This is a genomic window from Gleimia hominis (assembly GCF_032085515.1).
Lineage (GTDB): Bacteria > Actinomycetota > Actinomycetes > Actinomycetales > Actinomycetaceae > Gleimia > Gleimia hominis.
Genome location: NZ_JASXSX010000001.1, coordinates 497,910 through 514,549, shown reverse-complemented (window position 1 = coordinate 514,549; position 16,640 = coordinate 497,910). Strand labels below are relative to the sequence as shown.

Sequence of the window (16,640 nt, the reverse complement as noted above, 5' to 3'; positions counted from 1 at the left end):
ACTCTCCCACTCCGTGACATGCCTGTGACTTTTCCGGTGATTACTGCCACACTAGAAGTATGTTTGAAAGAGCTGGCAAGCCTGCCGAAAAGAAGGATCTTATCAACGTCGATGAACTACTGTCGGCCTACTACGATGTAGAACCAGACCCGGGCAACCCGGATCAACAAGTTGTCTTTGGCACGTCCGGACACCGCGGGAGTGCGCTCGACGGCGCGTTCAACGAAGCCCACATTGTCGCCACCACAGCCGCGATCGTGGAGTACCGAGCGAAAGAAGGTATTGACGGCCCCCTGTTCTTGGCTCGTGACACGCACGCGCTTTCAGAACCGGCGTGGCGCACTGCCCTGGAGGTCCTGGTTGCAGCTGGGGTGGAAACCCGGATCTGCGCCCGTTCCGCATACACGCCCACTCCTGCGTTGTCGCACGCAATTTTGGTGTCCAACGGCGCCGGATCTCACAGTGGGGTTCGCACCACGGGCAGTGGCCTGGCGGATGGGATTGTGGTTACGCCGTCGCACAACCCGCCGCGTGACGGAGGGTTCAAGTACAACCCGCCTCACGGTGGGCCTGCTGACACGGACGCAACCAGTTGGATCGCGAACCGGGCGAATGAGATTCTTCAAAGTGGCTGGTCGAAAGTTAAACGCTACGGTGGTTCACAGTTACTGCAGCAACCCGAGATTCAGCGCTACGATTATTTGAGTACATACGCCAAAGACCTTGAGAATATTATTAATTTTGAGGCAATCCGCCGTGCGGGTGTGCGCATTGGGGCGGACCCGCTGGGCGGTGCGTCAGTGGACTACTGGGGTCAGATCGGCGAACGCTACGGCCTGGATCTGACGGTGGTGAACCCGCAGGTGGATCCGGCGTTTGGTTTTATGACGTTGGATTGGGATGAGAAGATCCGGATGGATTGTTCCTCCCCGTACGCAATGGCGTCACTACTGGAGGCCATGACTCCGAACGAGGATGGTCACACGCCGTACGACATTGCTACGGGTAACGACGCGGATTCGGACCGTCATGGGATTGTCACTGCGGATGGGTTGATGAACCCGAACCATTTCTTGGCGGTAGCGATTGAATACTTGTACACGCACCGGCCAGATTGGGCTGCGGATTGCGCGGTTGGGAAGACCTTGGTGTCGTCCGCGTTGATTGACCGGGTTGCGAACCATTTGGGCCGCAAGTTGATTGAGGTGCCGGTGGGCTTTAAGTACTTCGTGCCTGGCCTATTGTCTGGTGAGGTTGGTTTTGGTGGTGAGGAGTCGGCTGGCGCTTCGTTCTTACGCAATGACGGTACGGTGTGGTCGACGGATAAAGATGGCATCATTATGTGCCTGCTTGCCTCTGAGATTCTTGCGGTGACGGGGAAGACTCCATCCCAGTTGCATGAGGAGCAGGTGGAACGGTTTGGTGATTCGGCGTATAAGCGCGTGGATGCGCCAGCTGATCGGGAACAAAAGGCTAAGCTTGCTGCCCTTTCGCCCGATGACGTGTCCGCAACCGAACTTGCGGGTGAACCCATCACCGCCCGCCTGGTGAATGCCCCGGGTAATGACGCCCCGATCGGGGGGTTGAAGGTGACCACTGAGAGCGCGTGGTTCGCTGCCCGCCCCTCCGGCACAGAAGACGTGTATAAAATCTACGCGGAATCTTTCAAAGGCGATGGCCATTTAGATGAGGTACTGGCCGAAGCTAAAGACGTTGTCGAAAACGCGCTGAAAGGCTGATGGTTCCCGGTGAGATGATTCCCGGCCGCTCGCAAGACCGTTCTTCACTGTGTAAGAGAGCGGTCTTGCCAGCTTGGGATTAACAACCGTAAATCCAGAAACGAGAGATTCTAGTGGGTATCTATTCCGTGTTTTCTTCAGCACTTGGATAGAATATTAGGTCGTCTTCGCGTATTGGTGCGTCCCCATCGTGCGTGGCAACAACAACGGTATTAACGCTTGCAGAAGTCTCAATCAGTTTCCACACTTGAGCACGTGCTGTAGCATCTAAACCACTTGTCGGTTCGTCCAACACGATGAATGCCCCGTCAGATACGAGGGCGCGGGCTATTGCAATCCTTTGCCTCTCTCCCCCGGAGACTCCTCCCTTTTCTCCGGCAACATCGCGTAAACAATTGGATCCACCAGTAGTGAAACTTTCTAGTCCTAACGCAGTTAAATACTTGCTAGCCTCGGCATCAGTGATATCGCGGCCAAACACCACGTTTTCAATCGCTGTTGCATTAAGCAGACCCGGTGATTGTTGAACATAGCTGGCGTTTGTTGGAATTTTCTGGCGCGTAGTACTAAGTCCAAGAATTTCTTCTAATACCGTAGTTTTACCAGAACCGCTGGGGCCAAGTATCCAAATCGGGCGATTCAGATCTGGGGTAATACATATTTTCAGTTCGTCTACTTTGCGTTGCCAATCAGCAGAAGCACTTTCTGTTGGCTTCGCAATGGGACGAATCTTGTCCTTAGTTCCGTTCTCGTGAGCTATAGCAACGGTCAACGAAGAAATACCGAATCCAATGGACTGTAAAGGTCCAATGGATGCTACTGAGATTCCTACTGTTGAAATAATAGCACCAATTACACTTGCGCTATCAACCTGAGACTTATACGTGATAGTAAATACGAGAATGCAAATCGTGACTGCAAGAATTAGAGCTTGTGATAAATAGAGTATACGTGTGGCTCTATAAGACTTTTTTCCAGCATCTTCAACTGAATTACGGTCGGATTTGTAGCGTGAATATAGAAACTCTGGAACACCGAAAACAATTGTTTCTTTCCACAGGCTTAACGAATTGCCTAGAACGCCGAAGCTTCTCATATTTTCCTTAAAAAATATGCTTTGAGCTTTCTGGTGGCCAGCAATGAGTGGTTTACTTATTATCAAGTATGCTATAATTGCGGATAGAAGTATGAAACCCTCCACCCATGAACTCGCTACTATCACTGCAATCACTCCTGAAATGAGCGATAGTAGAGCAGGAATGACGGAAAGGTATAAGCCGGAAAGAACATCACGATACGCACCCGCCTGCGTGTCTATTGCGAATGATATTTCTCCGTTGTCCAGTCGACTACGCGCCGCAGGATTTGCGCAAATACTATCGAACAGCGCCCTAGCCATAACATCGGATTGAAGCTTCTGTTCAACGAGACCATACAACGGGTAAACAGCGTAAATAGAAATGGCGCCCAGCAACCAAAAAATGGCGTATACGACAGCAACAAATCCGGCTATAGCTGCAAACTCTTCTCTCGTAGTAGCTGATACCAAATGCGTAACTCCCTGCCCTAGTATGTAAGGTGCTAAAATTGCGCTACCTGAAGATACAAATATCGCCGTAATAAGGATGAGATTTCGCCACGGTGAAATACGCCAAGCACAACTCAAAACTTTTCTGATAAATACCATGGTTCCTCTAATCTCAAGTTTTATTGAAAAAGTTACATTTATTCACCCAAAAGGCACGGCGTCGTGCCGACACTCTTCTATTCCGGTGAGTCTGACAAGAGCTTTGATCGCACTAGGGCGATTATCATGTAGCCCAGCTGGCCATATATCGCTCATTAAGCGGGCTACATACCATGGTTCTCCGTCATAGAAAATACTATCAAGGATTAGTAGCGGAGGCTCTAAAACACTTTGGAGCACTGATAATGCTGTGCCCGTATTGACGTGCGCAGTGTGGAGTTTACTTTCAGTCGAAGTAAGTCGAGGCCAACAATCTACTGTAGTTGCCTTATTGGCGTTAAGATATTCTTCCTGAATTCTGTCCATTAATAATCGGCCTGTAGCACGGCGGAAAACATTATCTTGCATCGATAGGTAGGCCTGATGACATTCTCGGACCGCTTTGTCAGTAGCTTCGTTAAGATTAGTGGAACTCGAAGCACCTGCAGAATACTTAACAACAGAACACGAACCCTTATTTCTGCGAAATAAAGCCAGAACTACATATATACCTGGGAATATAGAAACATCTCGCAATGAGCACTCGCCGTTCGAGAAGTAACACGGGCGGTCAATCGGTCTTCCTGGAGTACTTAATCGCCAATGTGCGATTATTGACTGCCGTTCTATAAATTCCGCACAAGCGGCTTCAATTGCTCTCGAGAGGTTTCGATCTACCGCTGTTCCACTTGAGTCAACAAACATTGAGCTAGGTGTTGACGAGCAGCAGATGGTATCGTCACTAGCCTCTGACGATATACTGTAGACACGTGCACGGTCACTTGGACCTCGCTTCTGCCAGAACCGTTCAATAGCTTCAGCTTGGGCTCTCGTTTGATTAGCCGGTTCTCCGAAACCAATGCCAGACACAATCGATGATACCGAAGCAATAGTGGTTACTGAACCGGAGTTGCTTGAATCGCGAAACCTGAGTATCCTCATTTATTCCTCACTCGCGAATACCTGAAGCTGTTCAATCCAGATATCATCCGGATTCATGTCCCACAACATAGCCGCTGACATCTCGTCATAGTAAGCATAAACCCGCGTTCCGTAGTCAAGAGAATCCGCAACCAGTGTTGCCTGTTGAATCATTTGTCCTATTTCCATCAAAGCAAATTTATATCCACGTAGGAGGTATTTACTTATTACAAGCTCGGGTATGATTGCGTATCCCATTACAATGTCGATTTTCTTTGGATCAATAAGGCCGTCCGCTCCCACATATTTGTAAATCTCATGGAAAGGGATATCTCCCAAACATTCAACAGCGTGTGAAATGGGAAGCAAGTGGTAGCGGTACCATCTCGAACCTTTCCGTAGCAACATAAAGACTTGAACTGTATACAAACCCCCCGCGCTTGCATATGGGCGCCGATGTTCCTTATCTTCAAAAGAGGGTAAAAAACTGTGGGTTACTAAGGTGCAGAATTTACTCCAGTCAGCATATCGATCTTTCAGTAGTTTATTTGAGCTAGTTGTGATCAAACTTGAGTGACGACTAGCAATCCGTTTAGCACCAAGGCACGGAAGTTCAACTCTTCGCTTTTCGCGGGAATACTCGAAATCACCAAGGGTCATTATCCATGGATTAGCCACAGCTGCACTTTTTGGGGAAACTACGAATCCACCAGCTGTTGGCAACGCGTTTCCAGCGCTGAGTTTCGCTCGGATTTTACGCACATCAACAAAGTCCTGCTTAGGAGTGGCGCGCCTAAGCTGTAATAAGGTAGCTCCGGTAATTCGCTTATTATCCATAAAACCCCCTGTGGTCACACTGAGGATCTGTGGGGAGCAATTCCTGTTTTTGCATATTGTTTGTAACGTCCAGGCGCTCAGCATAGCGAAGACTGTCCAAGACCGCCGGATCCTTTTCTTTAATCGCATTTGCGAGCGTTATAGCATCACATACGGTTTTTATGATGTTAAGATCACTTAGCCTATCAACTCCAGTAGTTAATCCTGATTCTTTTCGCTTAGACAGGCTTAGAGCACTCCTTATTAGATTAACTGATTCAGAGTCGCCTATTTGAAAAATTTTGAGAACACAAATAGGACAAGGACGCCCACTATGCTTCCAGTTAATACAACTCCGATACCTATATAACGCATCAAAGTTATAGACAATGGCTGGCCGCTTAGAATCGCGTGTATCGAGTTTTTTTGGGACCCCCTCCGCAAAGATTAGAACATCAACAATTATCCTACCTTCCCGGGCCTCCGGCCACTCAAAATGGGGACTGTAGACTGAAACAAACCCTTCTAAGAATCCTCTTATCCTTTCCGGGGGATCAACAATAACGATGTTTACATCTGTTTTCGCGTCAATTATTTTTTCATAAGTACGGGACAATAGAGCAAAGTTCTCACCTCTGAGATCTTCCTCAATTTTTGACACGCGGTGAATAGAGAAATGTGATACAAGATAGGAATTATTTGGTCCGTTTACAATTTCAAAAGGAGTTTTAAGTAACATCCACTACCTTCCAACTAATCAACAGCACGGCTTACCTCATTTTCTCTTGCGACTTCATCGTCACCGGGCTTCTTGGTGGTATTAGACATAAATACACCTTTTAGACTGTTGAGAATAGCTCCTCAAGTTCTTCATCTACAGAAGAGGAGGGAATTGAGAGTTCATACGGCGTAGGTCTTGCCGAGGATGTACATGCCGCGCAGTTACCAGGTGATTGAGATAGCACTGGAGACTCCGTAACGTCATCACATTTATGGCAAATCTCTTCGATTGATAGGTCCCCCATAACAACTCCTATGTCGGTTTAGGTGATAAGACCCAATTTAGTTTACCACTCATTGCAGCTGTCTGTCAAATTCGTGGTGTACCTTACACATATTGGCCGCTTGGGACACGCTTAAAGTACGAACGAGGATGTGTACCATGTACTGCCGATGGATAGGGCCTGCTATGAGTTTAAAGAATGCCACACATCCCTAAATGATTACCGATATGCACCACGAGTAAACAAGGACGAAACCTTACCTCAACCAGAACCGGAGCTCACTTGGCCTTGTTCGGTAGTTGAAAACTCACTGTGCGTCAGTTCACGTGGCGCGGCGGACGGTTACGTGGCATGATTGAACCAACGACCGGAAACGTTTCCGATCAAGTTTGACAACCTACGGGATCCGAAGACGGATCCACGTTCCAAAGGAGGAACCTCATGAGTACCAGAACCCGGAAGGTCTGTGCTGCACTCGTGGCTGGCGCATTCGCCTTAACCGGCTTGGCCGCATGCTCGTCCGATTCAGCTGATGATGGCAAAGGATCCGTCTACTACCTGAACGGCAAACCAGAACAAGACGCCGCGTTCCAGAAGATCGCTAAAGAATACACTCAAAAAACCGGTGTCCCAGTTAAGATCGTAACCGCCGCGTCCAACACCAACGAGCAGACCCTCAAGTCTGAAATCTCCAAAAAAGACGCCCCCACCATGTTCGGCATCAACGGGCCAATGGGGTTGAAAACCTGGCAAAAATACGCAGCGGACCTAACGGACACGAAGTGGGCCAAGAGCATTAAAGACGACAACCTCGCCCTCAAGGGTGAAGACGGAAAAGTATACGGCCTCCCGCTCGCAGTAGAAGGATACGGCCTGATCTACAACCAAGACATCTTCGACAAATACTTCGCAATGGACGGCGCTAAAGCCAAAAACATGGAAGAGATCAATAACTTCCAAAAACTCAAAGAAGTTGCGGACGACATGCAAGCAAAGAAAGCGGACCTGGGGATCGACGGCGCGTTCGCATCTACATCCCTAGCGACCGGTGAAGATTGGCGCTGGCAGACCCACCTGTCAAACATCCCGATGTTCTACGAATACAAAGACGAGGACATCACGGACACAGACAATGCAAAGTTCAAGTACAACGACGAATACAAGAACATTTTTGACCTGTACCTGAAGGACTCCACGGTCGAGCCCGCGTTGACGCCCAACAAAACTGTTACCGACTCCATGTCAGAATTTGCCCAGGGTAAAGCCGCGATGGTTCAAAACGGGAACTGGGCTTGGAGCCAAATCAAAGACGTATCTGGCAACGTAGTTAAAGAAGACAAGATTAAGTTCATGCCTATCTACACCGGGCATGAAGGTGAAGAAAAGCAAGGTCTAGCAATCGGCACGGAATCCTTTACCGCGATTAACGCTAAAGCCTCCAAGGCTGATCAGAAAGCCACCCAAGACTTCATTGAATGGCTGTTCACCACCGACGAAGGTAAAAAACACGTGGTCGAAGACCTGGGATTCATCGCCCCGTACAAAGACTTCACCGACAAAGACATTCCCACCGACCCGCTGGCACAACAGGTTGCCCAGTCCATGAACGACACAGACAAAGAGACGATCACCTGGGTGTTCACCACCTACCCGTCCCAACAGTTCAAGAACGACTTCGGTGCCGCACTGCAGCAGTACGCATCGGGCAACGAAAAGTGGGATCAGGTTGTCAAAACCTTCACAGATTCTTGGGCTAATGAAAAGTCGATGCTCAAGTAGCCAATAAACCTGGGTTGGGGCGCGGTCACCGTGCCGCGCCCACCAGCCCCCTTTAGGTGATCTTTATGCAAGCAACACTGAAAAAGTACTTCCCCATCTTCGTCCTCCCCACCCTCCTCGCGTTCCTGATTGCGTTCCTAGTGCCGTTCTTCATCGGCCTGTTCCTGTCGTTCGCCGACTTCACCACAATTACGGACGCGGAATTCGTGGGGCTGCAGAACTACATTGACGCCCTCGACCCCCGCGAAGGGTTCACCGCCGCATTCGGCTTCACACTGCTGGTAGTGATCCTGTCGATCATCAGCGTGAACCTGTTTGCGTTCACCATCGCGTGGGTCCTCACCCGCAAACTCGCGGGCACAAACTTCTTCCGCACCGTGTTCTTTATGCCAAACCTAATCGGTGGAATCGTCCTTGGCTACACCTGGCAATCCATCATCAACGCGTTCCTCGCGCGCTACTCCACCACCATCATTTCGGAGTGGAAATACGGTTACATCGGCCTGATCATCCTCATTAACTGGCAGCTAGTGGGGTACATGATGATCATTTACATCGCAGGTTTGCAAAACGTCCCTCCAGAACTGGTGGAAGCCGCGCAGATAGACGGTGCGGGCCGCTGGCAAATCCTCCGGAACGTAACGATCCCGACCGTGATGCCGTCCATCACGATCTGCCTGTTCCTCACCCTGTCGAACACGTTCAAAATGTTCGACCAGAACCTGGCGTTAACAAATGGGGCGCCGCAGCATCAAACAGAAATGGTTGCTCTCAACATTGTGAACACCATGTTCAACCGCAATGGGTTTGAGGGCGTGGGCCAAGCTAAAGCCGTCATTTTCGTATGCGTCGTAGTAGTGATCGCACTGTTCCAGTTACGCGCCACACGTAGTAAGGAGGTTGAGGCGTGAGCACCGCAGCACTGAATCCGAACGCGCCCGACTCAAACCCGAACCCACTCCAGGTCGCAGACCAGTCCGGCACTAGTACGGGTAACCACCCGCAGGCCGCGCCGGGAGGCAAACTTCCCACTACCCCGCGGCGGCGCCAGAAGTTAGGACCCGCACAGCTGCTGCTGTACGCGGTGCTAGTGTTCCTTACCTGCGTGTTCCTCGGGCCAATTTTCTTTATCCTATTCAACTCATTCAAAACGAAATTCTCCATCGCAGACCACCCGTTTGCACTCCCCCTAGGGGAAATGTGGGCGGGCCTAGAGAACTACGTGACGGGCCTGGTGCAAACCGGGTTCTTCTGGGCCATGCTGTGGTCGTTCGTAATCACGATCCTGACGGTAAGCGCAATCGTGTTCTTCTGCGCAATGACCGCGTACTTCATCACCCGCGTGAAAACGTGGTGGACCAGTGCCCTGTACTACATGTTCGTGTTCTCAATGGTGATCCCGTTCCAGATGGTCATGTTCCCCACCGTGAAAATCGCCGACATGCTGCACTTAGCGAACCCCATCGGGATCGTGGTGTTGTACCTGGGTTTCGGCTCTGGCCTGTCCGTATTCATGTTCTGCGGGTTCGTTAAATCCATTCCCCTAGACATTGAGGAAGCCGCGATTATCGACGGGTGCAGCCCCCTGCAGAACTACTTTAGGGTAGTGCTGCCCATGTTGAAACCAACGGCGATTACCGTGGCGATCTTAAACGCCATGTGGGTGTGGAACGACTACCTGCTGCCCTACCTGGTGATCGGCTTGTCAACCAAGTACAAGACGATTCCCGTGGTTGTGCAAATGCTGGTGGGGTCGAACGGTAACCGCGACATGGGAGCAATGATGGCGATGCTGGTGCTGGCGATCATCCCGATCGTCGCGTTCTACATGTTTGCCCAAAAATACATTATTGAGGGCGTAGTAGCTGGCGCAGTTAAAGGATAGAGTCCTCTAGGTAGGGCTCTGAAGGGCCACGCCTATTGGGCAACGAAAGTGTAAGTAATGATGGCACAAATTACTGGGCGGGTAACCATTAAGGAAATCGCCCAGGCCTGCGGCGTGGGCGTAACCACGGTGTCACGCGCCCTGAACGACGCGCCGGACGTGAACGCCCACACCCGCAAACGCGTACTGAAAATGGCACGCACCATGGGGTACGCCCCGAACTTGCACGCCCGGAAGCTGCGCCAGACCACGTCAGACAGCGTGGCGCTCGTAGTTAAGGGGCCGTCAAACCCGTTTTTCTTAGAGATGCTCGACGTGTTCGAAGCCAAAATCCGCGAGCGCGGGATGCACGTGACGATGCTGCGGGTCCCCCATGGGGAAGATGAAGTGCAGGCGGCTTTGCAGCACACCGCCACTGCTCACCCAGCCGCAGTGGTGTTCCTAGGCGGCCAGCTAGATGGTTCCCGCAAACAGTTCGAGGCCCTTGGAGCGCCCTTCGTGCTGTGCACCATTCCTCATAATGAAGCATTAAAACCAGACTCGTACTCGTCGGTGGCACTGGATGACCAGCTGGCGCTCACGCAAATCGTGGAGTATTTAGCGGATTTGGGGCATGAGGAAATTGGGTTCATCGGTTCGGACACGGCCGACAACTCGGTGGGGGAACTGCGTTCACACTATTTCCGCGCGGCTATGCGAAAGCGTTTCGGTTCCAACACCACTCCCGCGGTGCTGCGTGGGCCCGTGCAAGACACCCCGTACTCCTACCACTATGGGCTGCAGTTGGGCTACGAAATGCTGTCGAAACACCCGCAGGTCACAGCGATTGTGGGGATGACGGACGTGATTGCCCTGGGGGTGATGCGTGCCGTGCTGGACATGGGGCTGCGGGTGCCCGAAGCGGTGTCTGTGGTGGGGATTGATGGGGTGGAAATCGCTGCGTACTCGCACCCGCGGTTAACCACGATCCGGCAGCCCCTACACGACCTGGTGGAGCGCACGTGCGAAGCCCTGTTCGCGGCCATGCGTGGGGAGGCAGCGCGCCACTTGCTGCTGCCCGGTGAGCTGGTGGTGCGGTCTTCCACCGGCCCGGTGCGCAACACAATCTTTGCTGAGCAACCCGTTTGGAGGTCACGTGCCTAAGTGGTTGAGCCCTTCTTCTTCGTTCTACGCGGTGTTGTCTTTAGCCGCGGACCTGGTGGTGGTGAACCTGCTGATGGTGCTGTGCTCACTACCGGTAATCACCATCGGAGCCACTACTCGGGCTGCGAACGCGGTGATTGCCGACCTGATTAAAGGCGGTGGGGCACGGCCGGCCCGCCAGTTCTTGCACGAGTTCACCTACCGGTTTGGTGCCGCCACGGGTGGGGCCGTGCTGTGCGGAGCGCTCGTGGTGCTCGGGGGGTACAACTGGCTGTTGATTGGGCGGGCAAGTTCAGCGATAACACGCACCAGTGCAATGGTGTTAGAAGTGGGGTTGTTTGCCGGCGCAATCCTAGTAGCTGGGATTACTCTGTGGTTTTTTGCGCTGTTAGGACAGTTATCGAAACCCGTTCGCACTCCAAGCCCCAGGCCCACCACCCCCGGTTTCGTATCTCTACTTCAAACCGCCACCATCCGGTCGATCCGCTACCTCCCCCGCACCGCCGCCGCTGTACTGGTGTGGGCCGCCCCGATTATTCTTGCCCTCGTGATACCCGGCGCGCGCGGAACAGTACTTTTCACTTACTTTGTTTTTACTTTCGCGTTCTGCTGGTTCCTCACGCAGCTAATATTTTCCCCCCACCTACAAAACCTGTAAGCGGCACATTCGCGCATTCTGATGGGGATCCGGTGGTATGTTTCACCCCGGGCGCAACGTGTTTTAAAGCAAAATATCTAATAACCTAGATGAGTGTTCAAGTCGTATCGTGAGATCCTGAGTATCCCCGGTGCATTAAAGTTTTCTGCAGCCGGGGTTTTAGCGCGTTTCCCCATGTCCCTGGTGGGTATTTCCCAGATCCTAATGATTTCTGCGCTGTACGGCTCATACACGCTTGCCGGCCAAGTTTCTGCGGTGAACATCGTGGCGTACGCGGTGGCGGCACCCGTGCTAGCGCGGTTAGTGGACCGGCATGGGCAGTCAAAAGTGATGCTCCCATCGGTCATCACTTCCGTACTAGGCATCGTCGGCGTAATGGTCGTGGCGTTCATGCGTGGGCCCGCCATCTTGCTGTACATCTTTACGATCATAGCTGGGGCGTTTTCCGGTTCCCTCGGGGCGATGGTGCGGTCGCGTTGGACAGGCGTGGTAGAGAACGCCTCGCAGCTACACACCGCGTATTCACTAGAATCCACGTTGGATGAGGTTGTGTTCATGGTGGGGCCGATCCTCGCCACCTTGCTCACCACCTCCGTAAACCCAATCGCTGGGCTAGCGTTAGCGGTTATGTTCGCCCTGTTTGGCGGCGTGTGGTTCCTATCGCAACGAGAAACGGAGCCACCGGCGTTAGGTAAAGACGCGGCAGCGGACGCGGCGGGTTCAGTGATGACGCAACCGGTGATGATCTCCCTGGCGCTCGTGTACATTGGGGCGGGCGCAATGTTCGGTGGGATCGACGTGTCCGTCGTAGCGTTCACTTCTGAACACGGAGTGCGGTCGGCCTCCGGATTACTGCTGGCCGTGTTCGCCACCGGATCGATGCTAGCAGGCCTGATTTACGGGGCGCGCACGTGGCGGTTCCCACTGTGGAAACTGTTCGTAACCGGGGTGGTGGCCCTATCTGTTGGCGTCACGCTAGTGGGATTCACTAAAGGCGTGGTGTTAATGGCGATCATGATGTTCATAACCGGATTCGGCATTTCCCCCACCATGATTAACGTGAACGCGATGGTGCAAAGAGCAGTGCCCGCCCGACGTCTAACGGAAGGGCTCACATGGATGTCCACGGCAATGAACGTGGGCGTGTCAATCGGTTCCGCGATTGCAGGCCGCTTTATTGACCGTTCGGGTTCTTACGGTGGGTTCCACGCGGTGATCGCTTTCGCGTGGTTGATGACGCTGGTGACCCTGCTGTCGATCCCGTTCTTGCGCGAAACTTCGCGTAAACGCAAGAAGAATCACCTACCCACCGAGCTGCGTTCACGCCGCCTGGGGATGGGCCGGCTGTGGAAACGTAAAAAGCGGCGGAAAGGCGACGAACCAGGCGACTAGCGCTGCCCTGCCTTCAGCACCCTGCGCTCATAACATGCTGTTACAACGTGTATTTTACGTAAGTATGGGACTAAAGTAGAGGATATGAGCAAACCCATCAAACCAGCACAGTCCTCTAGTTCTGCAGGTACACAGTCTGCTATTGCCTCGCCTAAACAAATAGTGGGGATCGCGGCTAACGCAATGCTCGGCAAAGCTACTGCCCGGCCCACCAAGATGTTTATGCTCGCAGTTTCTGCCGGTGCGTTCATCGCATTAGGCTTCACCTTTTTCACCACAGTAGCAACCGGTAGTAGCCGCCTCCCATTTGGGGTGGCTAAACTTTTGAGCGGCCTAGTATTCTCAGTTGGTTTAGGCCTCGTGATTATTACGGGAGCCGACTTGTTCACCTCAACAACCATGAACTTGGTCGCTAAAGCGAAAGGCATGTTGAACTGGTCGCAAGTACTCACCCACTGGGCGATAGTTTACGTTGGAAACCTGGTTGGATCCCTCGGCGTGGTTGCCCTTTGTTACTTTGGTGGGCTACAGAAAAACGCAAACGGAGCCTGGGGACAAACCATTGTGGCGACCGCGTCCGCGAAGCTTTCCCACACCCCGCTTGAATGCTTTGTTTTGGGGATCGGTTGCAACCTCGCGGTTTGTTTAGCAGTGTGGCTGTCGTACGCGGGTAAGTCTTTGACAGATAAAATCGTTGCGGTAGTTGGCCCGATTTCACTGTTCGTAGCAGTCGGGTTCGAGCACTCTGTTGCGAATATGTACATGCTGCCCTACGGCCTGCTACTTGACTACGGGAACGGACCACTGACCTTATTCAACGCCCTATTTGTGAACCTGCTGCCAGTAACGTTAGGCAATATTCTCGGCGGCGGCGTATTCGTAGGCATTTACTTCTGGTACGCACACAAGGATCCGCAGCCTGCCGAACGGTAACTTATGCGCATACCACTTCGGTATTTTTACAATGAGGGTATGCACAACTCTAAAGGATTAGCCCGCGGCGCCACCCACGATGGGCATGCTAATGAACAGACACCCATTTTGGACTGCCACCAACTGGTGGTGGATCGTGGCAAACGGCGGGTTAAAAACCGCGTGCTGCGGGCTATCGACTGCGAGCTGCCACACGGTTCGATCACAGGTTTGATGGGCCCATCGGGGTGCGGTAAATCCACGTTTATGCGCGCGATTGTGGGAGCGCAAACCATCACGTCCGGCACCCTAGAAGTGTGCGGCTACCCCGCTGGGCATCGCGCGTTACGCCACTTGATTGGCTACACGAGTCAAGACAAGAGTATTTACACGGATATTAGCGTGCGTGACAACGTCGCATATTTCGCCCGCCTTCAACATGCCAGCATGAAGCAGGTAGACCAGGTGATTGCCCGAGTAGGGCTCGCAAACCTAGCGACCCGCAGAGTCGACCAGCTCTCCGGTGGGCAAGCAAACCGGGCTTCACTGGCCTGTGCTCTGGTTGGGGATCCGCAGTTGCTCGTGCTCGACGAACCCACCGTGGGGTTAGATCCCCTCACGCGCGAAAACCTGTGGGACCTGTTCACAACACTGGCCCACAGCGGAGTGACCCTCCTGGTTTCTTCACACGTGATGGACGAAGCTGCTCGCTGCGACAGCGTACTGTTTATGCGAAACGGCCAGTTCCTCGCACACAAGCCGGTTGCGCAACTGCAGGAAGAAACGGGTACAAACAACCCCGAAGAAGCATTCCTCGCGCTAATTAAGGAGTCCAACTGATGCATCAAGCATGGACCGCGACGATTCGCCGTATCAGCGCTCAACTGCGTAACGACCCGCGCACAATCGCGCTCGTAATCTTAATGCCACTAGCGTTAGTGACTTTGCTGTACTGGGTTTTTCACGATGTCCCGGTTCCGCAGGGGGCACCCCACCCATTTGACCGCGTGGGGCCCATTATCCTGGTGGTCCTGCCTATGGCCCTCATGTTTATCGTCACGTCCGTGGTGATGCTGCGCGAACGCACGAGCGGTACGTTAGAGCGGATTCTAACCACACCCCTGAGCCGGTGGAACCTCATTGTTTCTTACGGGATTGTGTTTGGCGTGCTCGCGTTGCTGCAAGTGGGGCTACTGCTGCTGGTGATGTGGAGCATGATGGGGTTAGAGATTGAAGGGTCGTGGGCGGTTCTTGTTGCCACCACCGCGGTTGTAGCCCTGTTCGGCGTGGCATTCGGCCTGCTCGCCAGCGCATTCGCCCACACGGAATTCCAAGCCGTACAATTCATGCCCCTGTTCGTTGCCCCGCAGCTATTCTTGTGCGGCCTGTTCGTTGCCAAAGAAGACATGCCAAAAGCCCTTGAGGTCTGCGCTAACCTAATGCCCATGACATGGGCCGTGGACATCACCCGCAATCTTACTGATGAGGCCACGCTCACCGGTGCGTCGTGGGGCAAGCTTGCGTTACTAACCGCAATTGTCCTCGCCGCTCTCCTTCTGGCCTCCATCACCATTCGGCGCAAGACTAAATAACCCAGCCTCACGGGGTGCAAGACTAAACGACTCTCACGGACACTAAAGGGGGCTTGAACCCGCTTATGCGGCGGATCCAAGCCCCTTTAGTTTGTTCTTGCGCTTAATTGCGCGTTAGAACCTCATGAAGAAAACCACAGGAAATGGGTTACTTCTCGACCTTCATGCGGTCGCGCACTTCCTGGTTCTTGTCGAGCCATTCTTTAACTGTTTTCTCAATCGGCTCGTCCTTGTGCTCGTTCAACACGTAGTTCTCAACGTCCGAAAGCTCTTCGGCCGAGAGTTTGAAGTTCTTAATCATCTTCGCAACAGCTTCATTATCTTTGCTGAAGTCCTTGCGGGCGAACGTGTGGATCTTCTCCGCACCACCCATGGCCCCCTTCGGGTCCTCTAGGTCACGCACGTCGAACGCGCTGTAAGCCCAGTGGGGGCTCCACAGGGTAACCACAATGTTCTTCTTGTTCTTCATCGCAGAATCCAGTTCCGCCAACATCGCGGCGGTAGAGGAAATCTTGAAGTTCATGTTGTCCAGACCGTACTCCGGGATCGCGGTTTTCTCGGTGGTTTCCGTAATTCCCGCGCCCGCGTCAATACCAACAATCTCGTTGTTGAAATCGTCCGCGTGGTCCGCCAGTTCCTCAATGGACTTAATCGGCGCGTCCTTATTCACAGCCAACGCCAGCTTCGCCTCGTCGAACCAGGTTCCCAGGTCCTCCATGTCGTCCCCGTATTTCTCTACGTAAGACTTGTGGGTAAGTGGCAACCAACCGTCAAACAGCAGGTCCATATCGCCCTTGGAGATGGAGGTGAATACTGCGCCAATGTCCGCGTCCGTCAGTTTCAGGTCGTAACCCTGATCTTCCAACGCGCTCTTCATCATGTTGGAAATAACTACGCCTTCGTCCCAGCCGGCGGGTACGCCAACGGATAGGGACTTGGAATCCCCTGCGTCCGACTTATCTCCCGAACCACCCGAGCAGGCCGCGAGCGAAACGGAAAGCGCTAGGGCCGAGCCCACAGCAAAAGCTTTCTTCAAAAACATGCGTTTTCCTTCCTCTACTTGTGCAATGAGA

Annotated in this window: 15 protein-coding genes; 10 read left to right on the top strand and 5 right to left on the bottom strand. The window is 52.8% G+C overall.

What is annotated here, in order from left to right:
• The first annotated feature begins 59 nt into the window (after positions 1–59).
• The gene (pgm, locus tag QS713_RS02195) at positions 60–1,739 is read left to right on the top strand and encodes a phosphoglucomutase (alpha-D-glucose-1,6-bisphosphate-dependent) (RefSeq protein WP_313272093.1); all 1,680 of its coding nucleotides are present in this window, start codon (positions 60–62) and stop codon (positions 1,737–1,739) included.
• A gap of 121 nt (positions 1,740–1,860) precedes the next feature.
• On the opposite strand, the gene QS713_RS02190 is transcribed toward pgm, so the two are convergent.
• The 4 genes from QS713_RS02190 to QS713_RS02180 form a co-directional block, all read right to left on the bottom strand.
• A complete protein-coding gene (locus QS713_RS02190; RefSeq protein ID WP_313272092.1) occupies positions 1,861–3,426 on the bottom strand; it encodes an ATP-binding cassette domain-containing protein in 1,566 nt (521 codons plus the stop codon).
• A gap of 42 nt (positions 3,427–3,468) precedes the next feature.
• Entirely contained in the window at positions 3,469–4,170 is a 702-nt protein-coding gene (locus QS713_RS09100; protein WP_376779562.1) for a YcaO-like family protein, read from the bottom strand.
• Between the two features lie 237 nt (positions 4,171–4,407).
• Positions 4,408–5,223, bottom strand: a complete 816-nt coding sequence (locus QS713_RS02185) for a nitroreductase family protein (RefSeq protein ID WP_313272090.1) — start codon at positions 5,221–5,223, stop codon at positions 4,408–4,410.
• Positions 5,216–5,941, bottom strand: a complete 726-nt coding sequence (locus QS713_RS02180) for a hypothetical protein (RefSeq protein WP_313272089.1) — start codon at positions 5,939–5,941, stop codon at positions 5,216–5,218. The genes QS713_RS02185 and QS713_RS02180 overlap by 8 nt, the downstream gene beginning before the upstream one ends.
• 706 nt (positions 5,942–6,647) lie before the next feature.
• Here QS713_RS02180 and QS713_RS02175 point away from each other — a divergent pair.
• The 9 genes from QS713_RS02175 to QS713_RS02135 all read left to right on the top strand — a co-directional run bounded on the left by QS713_RS02175 (position 6,648) and on the right by QS713_RS02135 (position 15,567).
• Complete coding sequence (locus tag QS713_RS02175) at positions 6,648–7,985, top strand: ABC transporter substrate-binding protein (RefSeq protein ID WP_313272087.1); 1,338 nt, start codon at positions 6,648–6,650, stop codon at positions 7,983–7,985.
• 65 nt (positions 7,986–8,050) lie between these two features.
• On the top strand, positions 8,051–8,896 hold the full coding sequence (locus tag QS713_RS02170; protein ID WP_102216481.1) for a carbohydrate ABC transporter permease: 846 nt from the start codon (positions 8,051–8,053) through the stop codon (positions 8,894–8,896).
• A 158-nt stretch (positions 8,897–9,054) separates the two neighbouring features.
• Positions 9,055–9,870 (top strand): carbohydrate ABC transporter permease, encoded by an 816-nt coding sequence (locus QS713_RS02165; protein WP_376779561.1) that lies wholly within the window; start codon positions 9,055–9,057, stop codon positions 9,868–9,870.
• Positions 9,871–9,927: 57 nt separating this feature from the next.
• Positions 9,928–11,013 (top strand): LacI family DNA-binding transcriptional regulator, encoded by a 1,086-nt coding sequence (locus QS713_RS02160; protein WP_313272084.1) that lies wholly within the window; start codon positions 9,928–9,930, stop codon positions 11,011–11,013.
• Entirely contained in the window at positions 11,006–11,671 is a 666-nt protein-coding gene (locus QS713_RS02155; protein WP_313272082.1) for a MusI family membrane protein, read from the top strand. Before QS713_RS02160 ends, QS713_RS02155 begins: the two co-directional genes overlap by 8 nt.
• Before the next feature lie 93 nt (positions 11,672–11,764).
• On the top strand, positions 11,765–13,063 hold the full coding sequence (locus QS713_RS02150) for an MFS transporter (RefSeq protein ID WP_313272080.1): 1,299 nt from the start codon (positions 11,765–11,767) through the stop codon (positions 13,061–13,063).
• Between the two features lie 84 nt (positions 13,064–13,147).
• Positions 13,148–13,996 carry a formate/nitrite transporter family protein gene (locus QS713_RS02145; RefSeq protein WP_313272079.1) on the top strand — a complete coding sequence of 283 codons (849 nt, stop codon included), beginning with the start codon at positions 13,148–13,150 and terminating at the stop codon, positions 13,994–13,996.
• 39 nt (positions 13,997–14,035) lie between these two features.
• Entirely contained in the window at positions 14,036–14,815 is a 780-nt protein-coding gene (locus QS713_RS02140; RefSeq protein WP_313272078.1) for an ABC transporter ATP-binding protein, read from the top strand.
• Positions 14,815–15,567, top strand: a complete 753-nt coding sequence (locus QS713_RS02135) for an ABC transporter permease (RefSeq protein WP_313272076.1) — start codon at positions 14,815–14,817, stop codon at positions 15,565–15,567. The genes QS713_RS02140 and QS713_RS02135 overlap by 1 nt, the downstream gene beginning before the upstream one ends.
• A gap of 148 nt (positions 15,568–15,715) precedes the next feature.
• On the opposite strand, the gene QS713_RS02130 is transcribed toward QS713_RS02135, so the two are convergent.
• Positions 15,716–16,609, bottom strand: a complete 894-nt coding sequence (locus QS713_RS02130) for a glycine betaine ABC transporter substrate-binding protein (RefSeq protein WP_313272074.1) — start codon at positions 16,607–16,609, stop codon at positions 15,716–15,718.
• Positions 16,610–16,640: the final 31 nt, after the last annotated feature.

Bases quoted from the DNA above. Each gene is read 5' to 3' on its own strand.
- pgm (WP_313272093.1), top strand. From the start codon at position 60: ATGTTTGAAAGAGCTGGCAAGCCTGCCGAAAAGAAGGATCTTATCAAC.
- QS713_RS02190 (WP_313272092.1), bottom strand. From the start codon at position 3,426: ATGGTATTTATCAGAAAAGTTTTGAGTTGTGCTTGGCGTATTTCACCG.
- QS713_RS09100 (WP_376779562.1), bottom strand. From the start codon at position 4,170: ATGTTTGTTGACTCAAGTGGAACAGCGGTAGATCGAAACCTCTCGAGA.
- QS713_RS02185 (WP_313272090.1), bottom strand. From the start codon at position 5,223: ATGGATAATAAGCGAATTACCGGAGCTACCTTATTACAGCTTAGGCGC.
- QS713_RS02180 (WP_313272089.1), bottom strand. From the start codon at position 5,941: ATGTTACTTAAAACTCCTTTTGAAATTGTAAACGGACCAAATAATTCC.
- QS713_RS02175 (WP_313272087.1), top strand. From the start codon at position 6,648: ATGAGTACCAGAACCCGGAAGGTCTGTGCTGCACTCGTGGCTGGCGCA.
- QS713_RS02170 (WP_102216481.1), top strand. From the start codon at position 8,051: ATGCAAGCAACACTGAAAAAGTACTTCCCCATCTTCGTCCTCCCCACC.
- QS713_RS02160 (WP_313272084.1), top strand. From the start codon at position 9,928: ATGATGGCACAAATTACTGGGCGGGTAACCATTAAGGAAATCGCCCAG.
- QS713_RS02145 (WP_313272079.1), top strand. From the start codon at position 13,148: ATGAGCAAACCCATCAAACCAGCACAGTCCTCTAGTTCTGCAGGTACA.
- QS713_RS02140 (WP_313272078.1), top strand. From the start codon at position 14,036: ATGCACAACTCTAAAGGATTAGCCCGCGGCGCCACCCACGATGGGCAT.
- QS713_RS02135 (WP_313272076.1), top strand. From the start codon at position 14,815: ATGCATCAAGCATGGACCGCGACGATTCGCCGTATCAGCGCTCAACTG.
- QS713_RS02130 (WP_313272074.1), bottom strand. From the start codon at position 16,609: ATGTTTTTGAAGAAAGCTTTTGCTGTGGGCTCGGCCCTAGCGCTTTCC.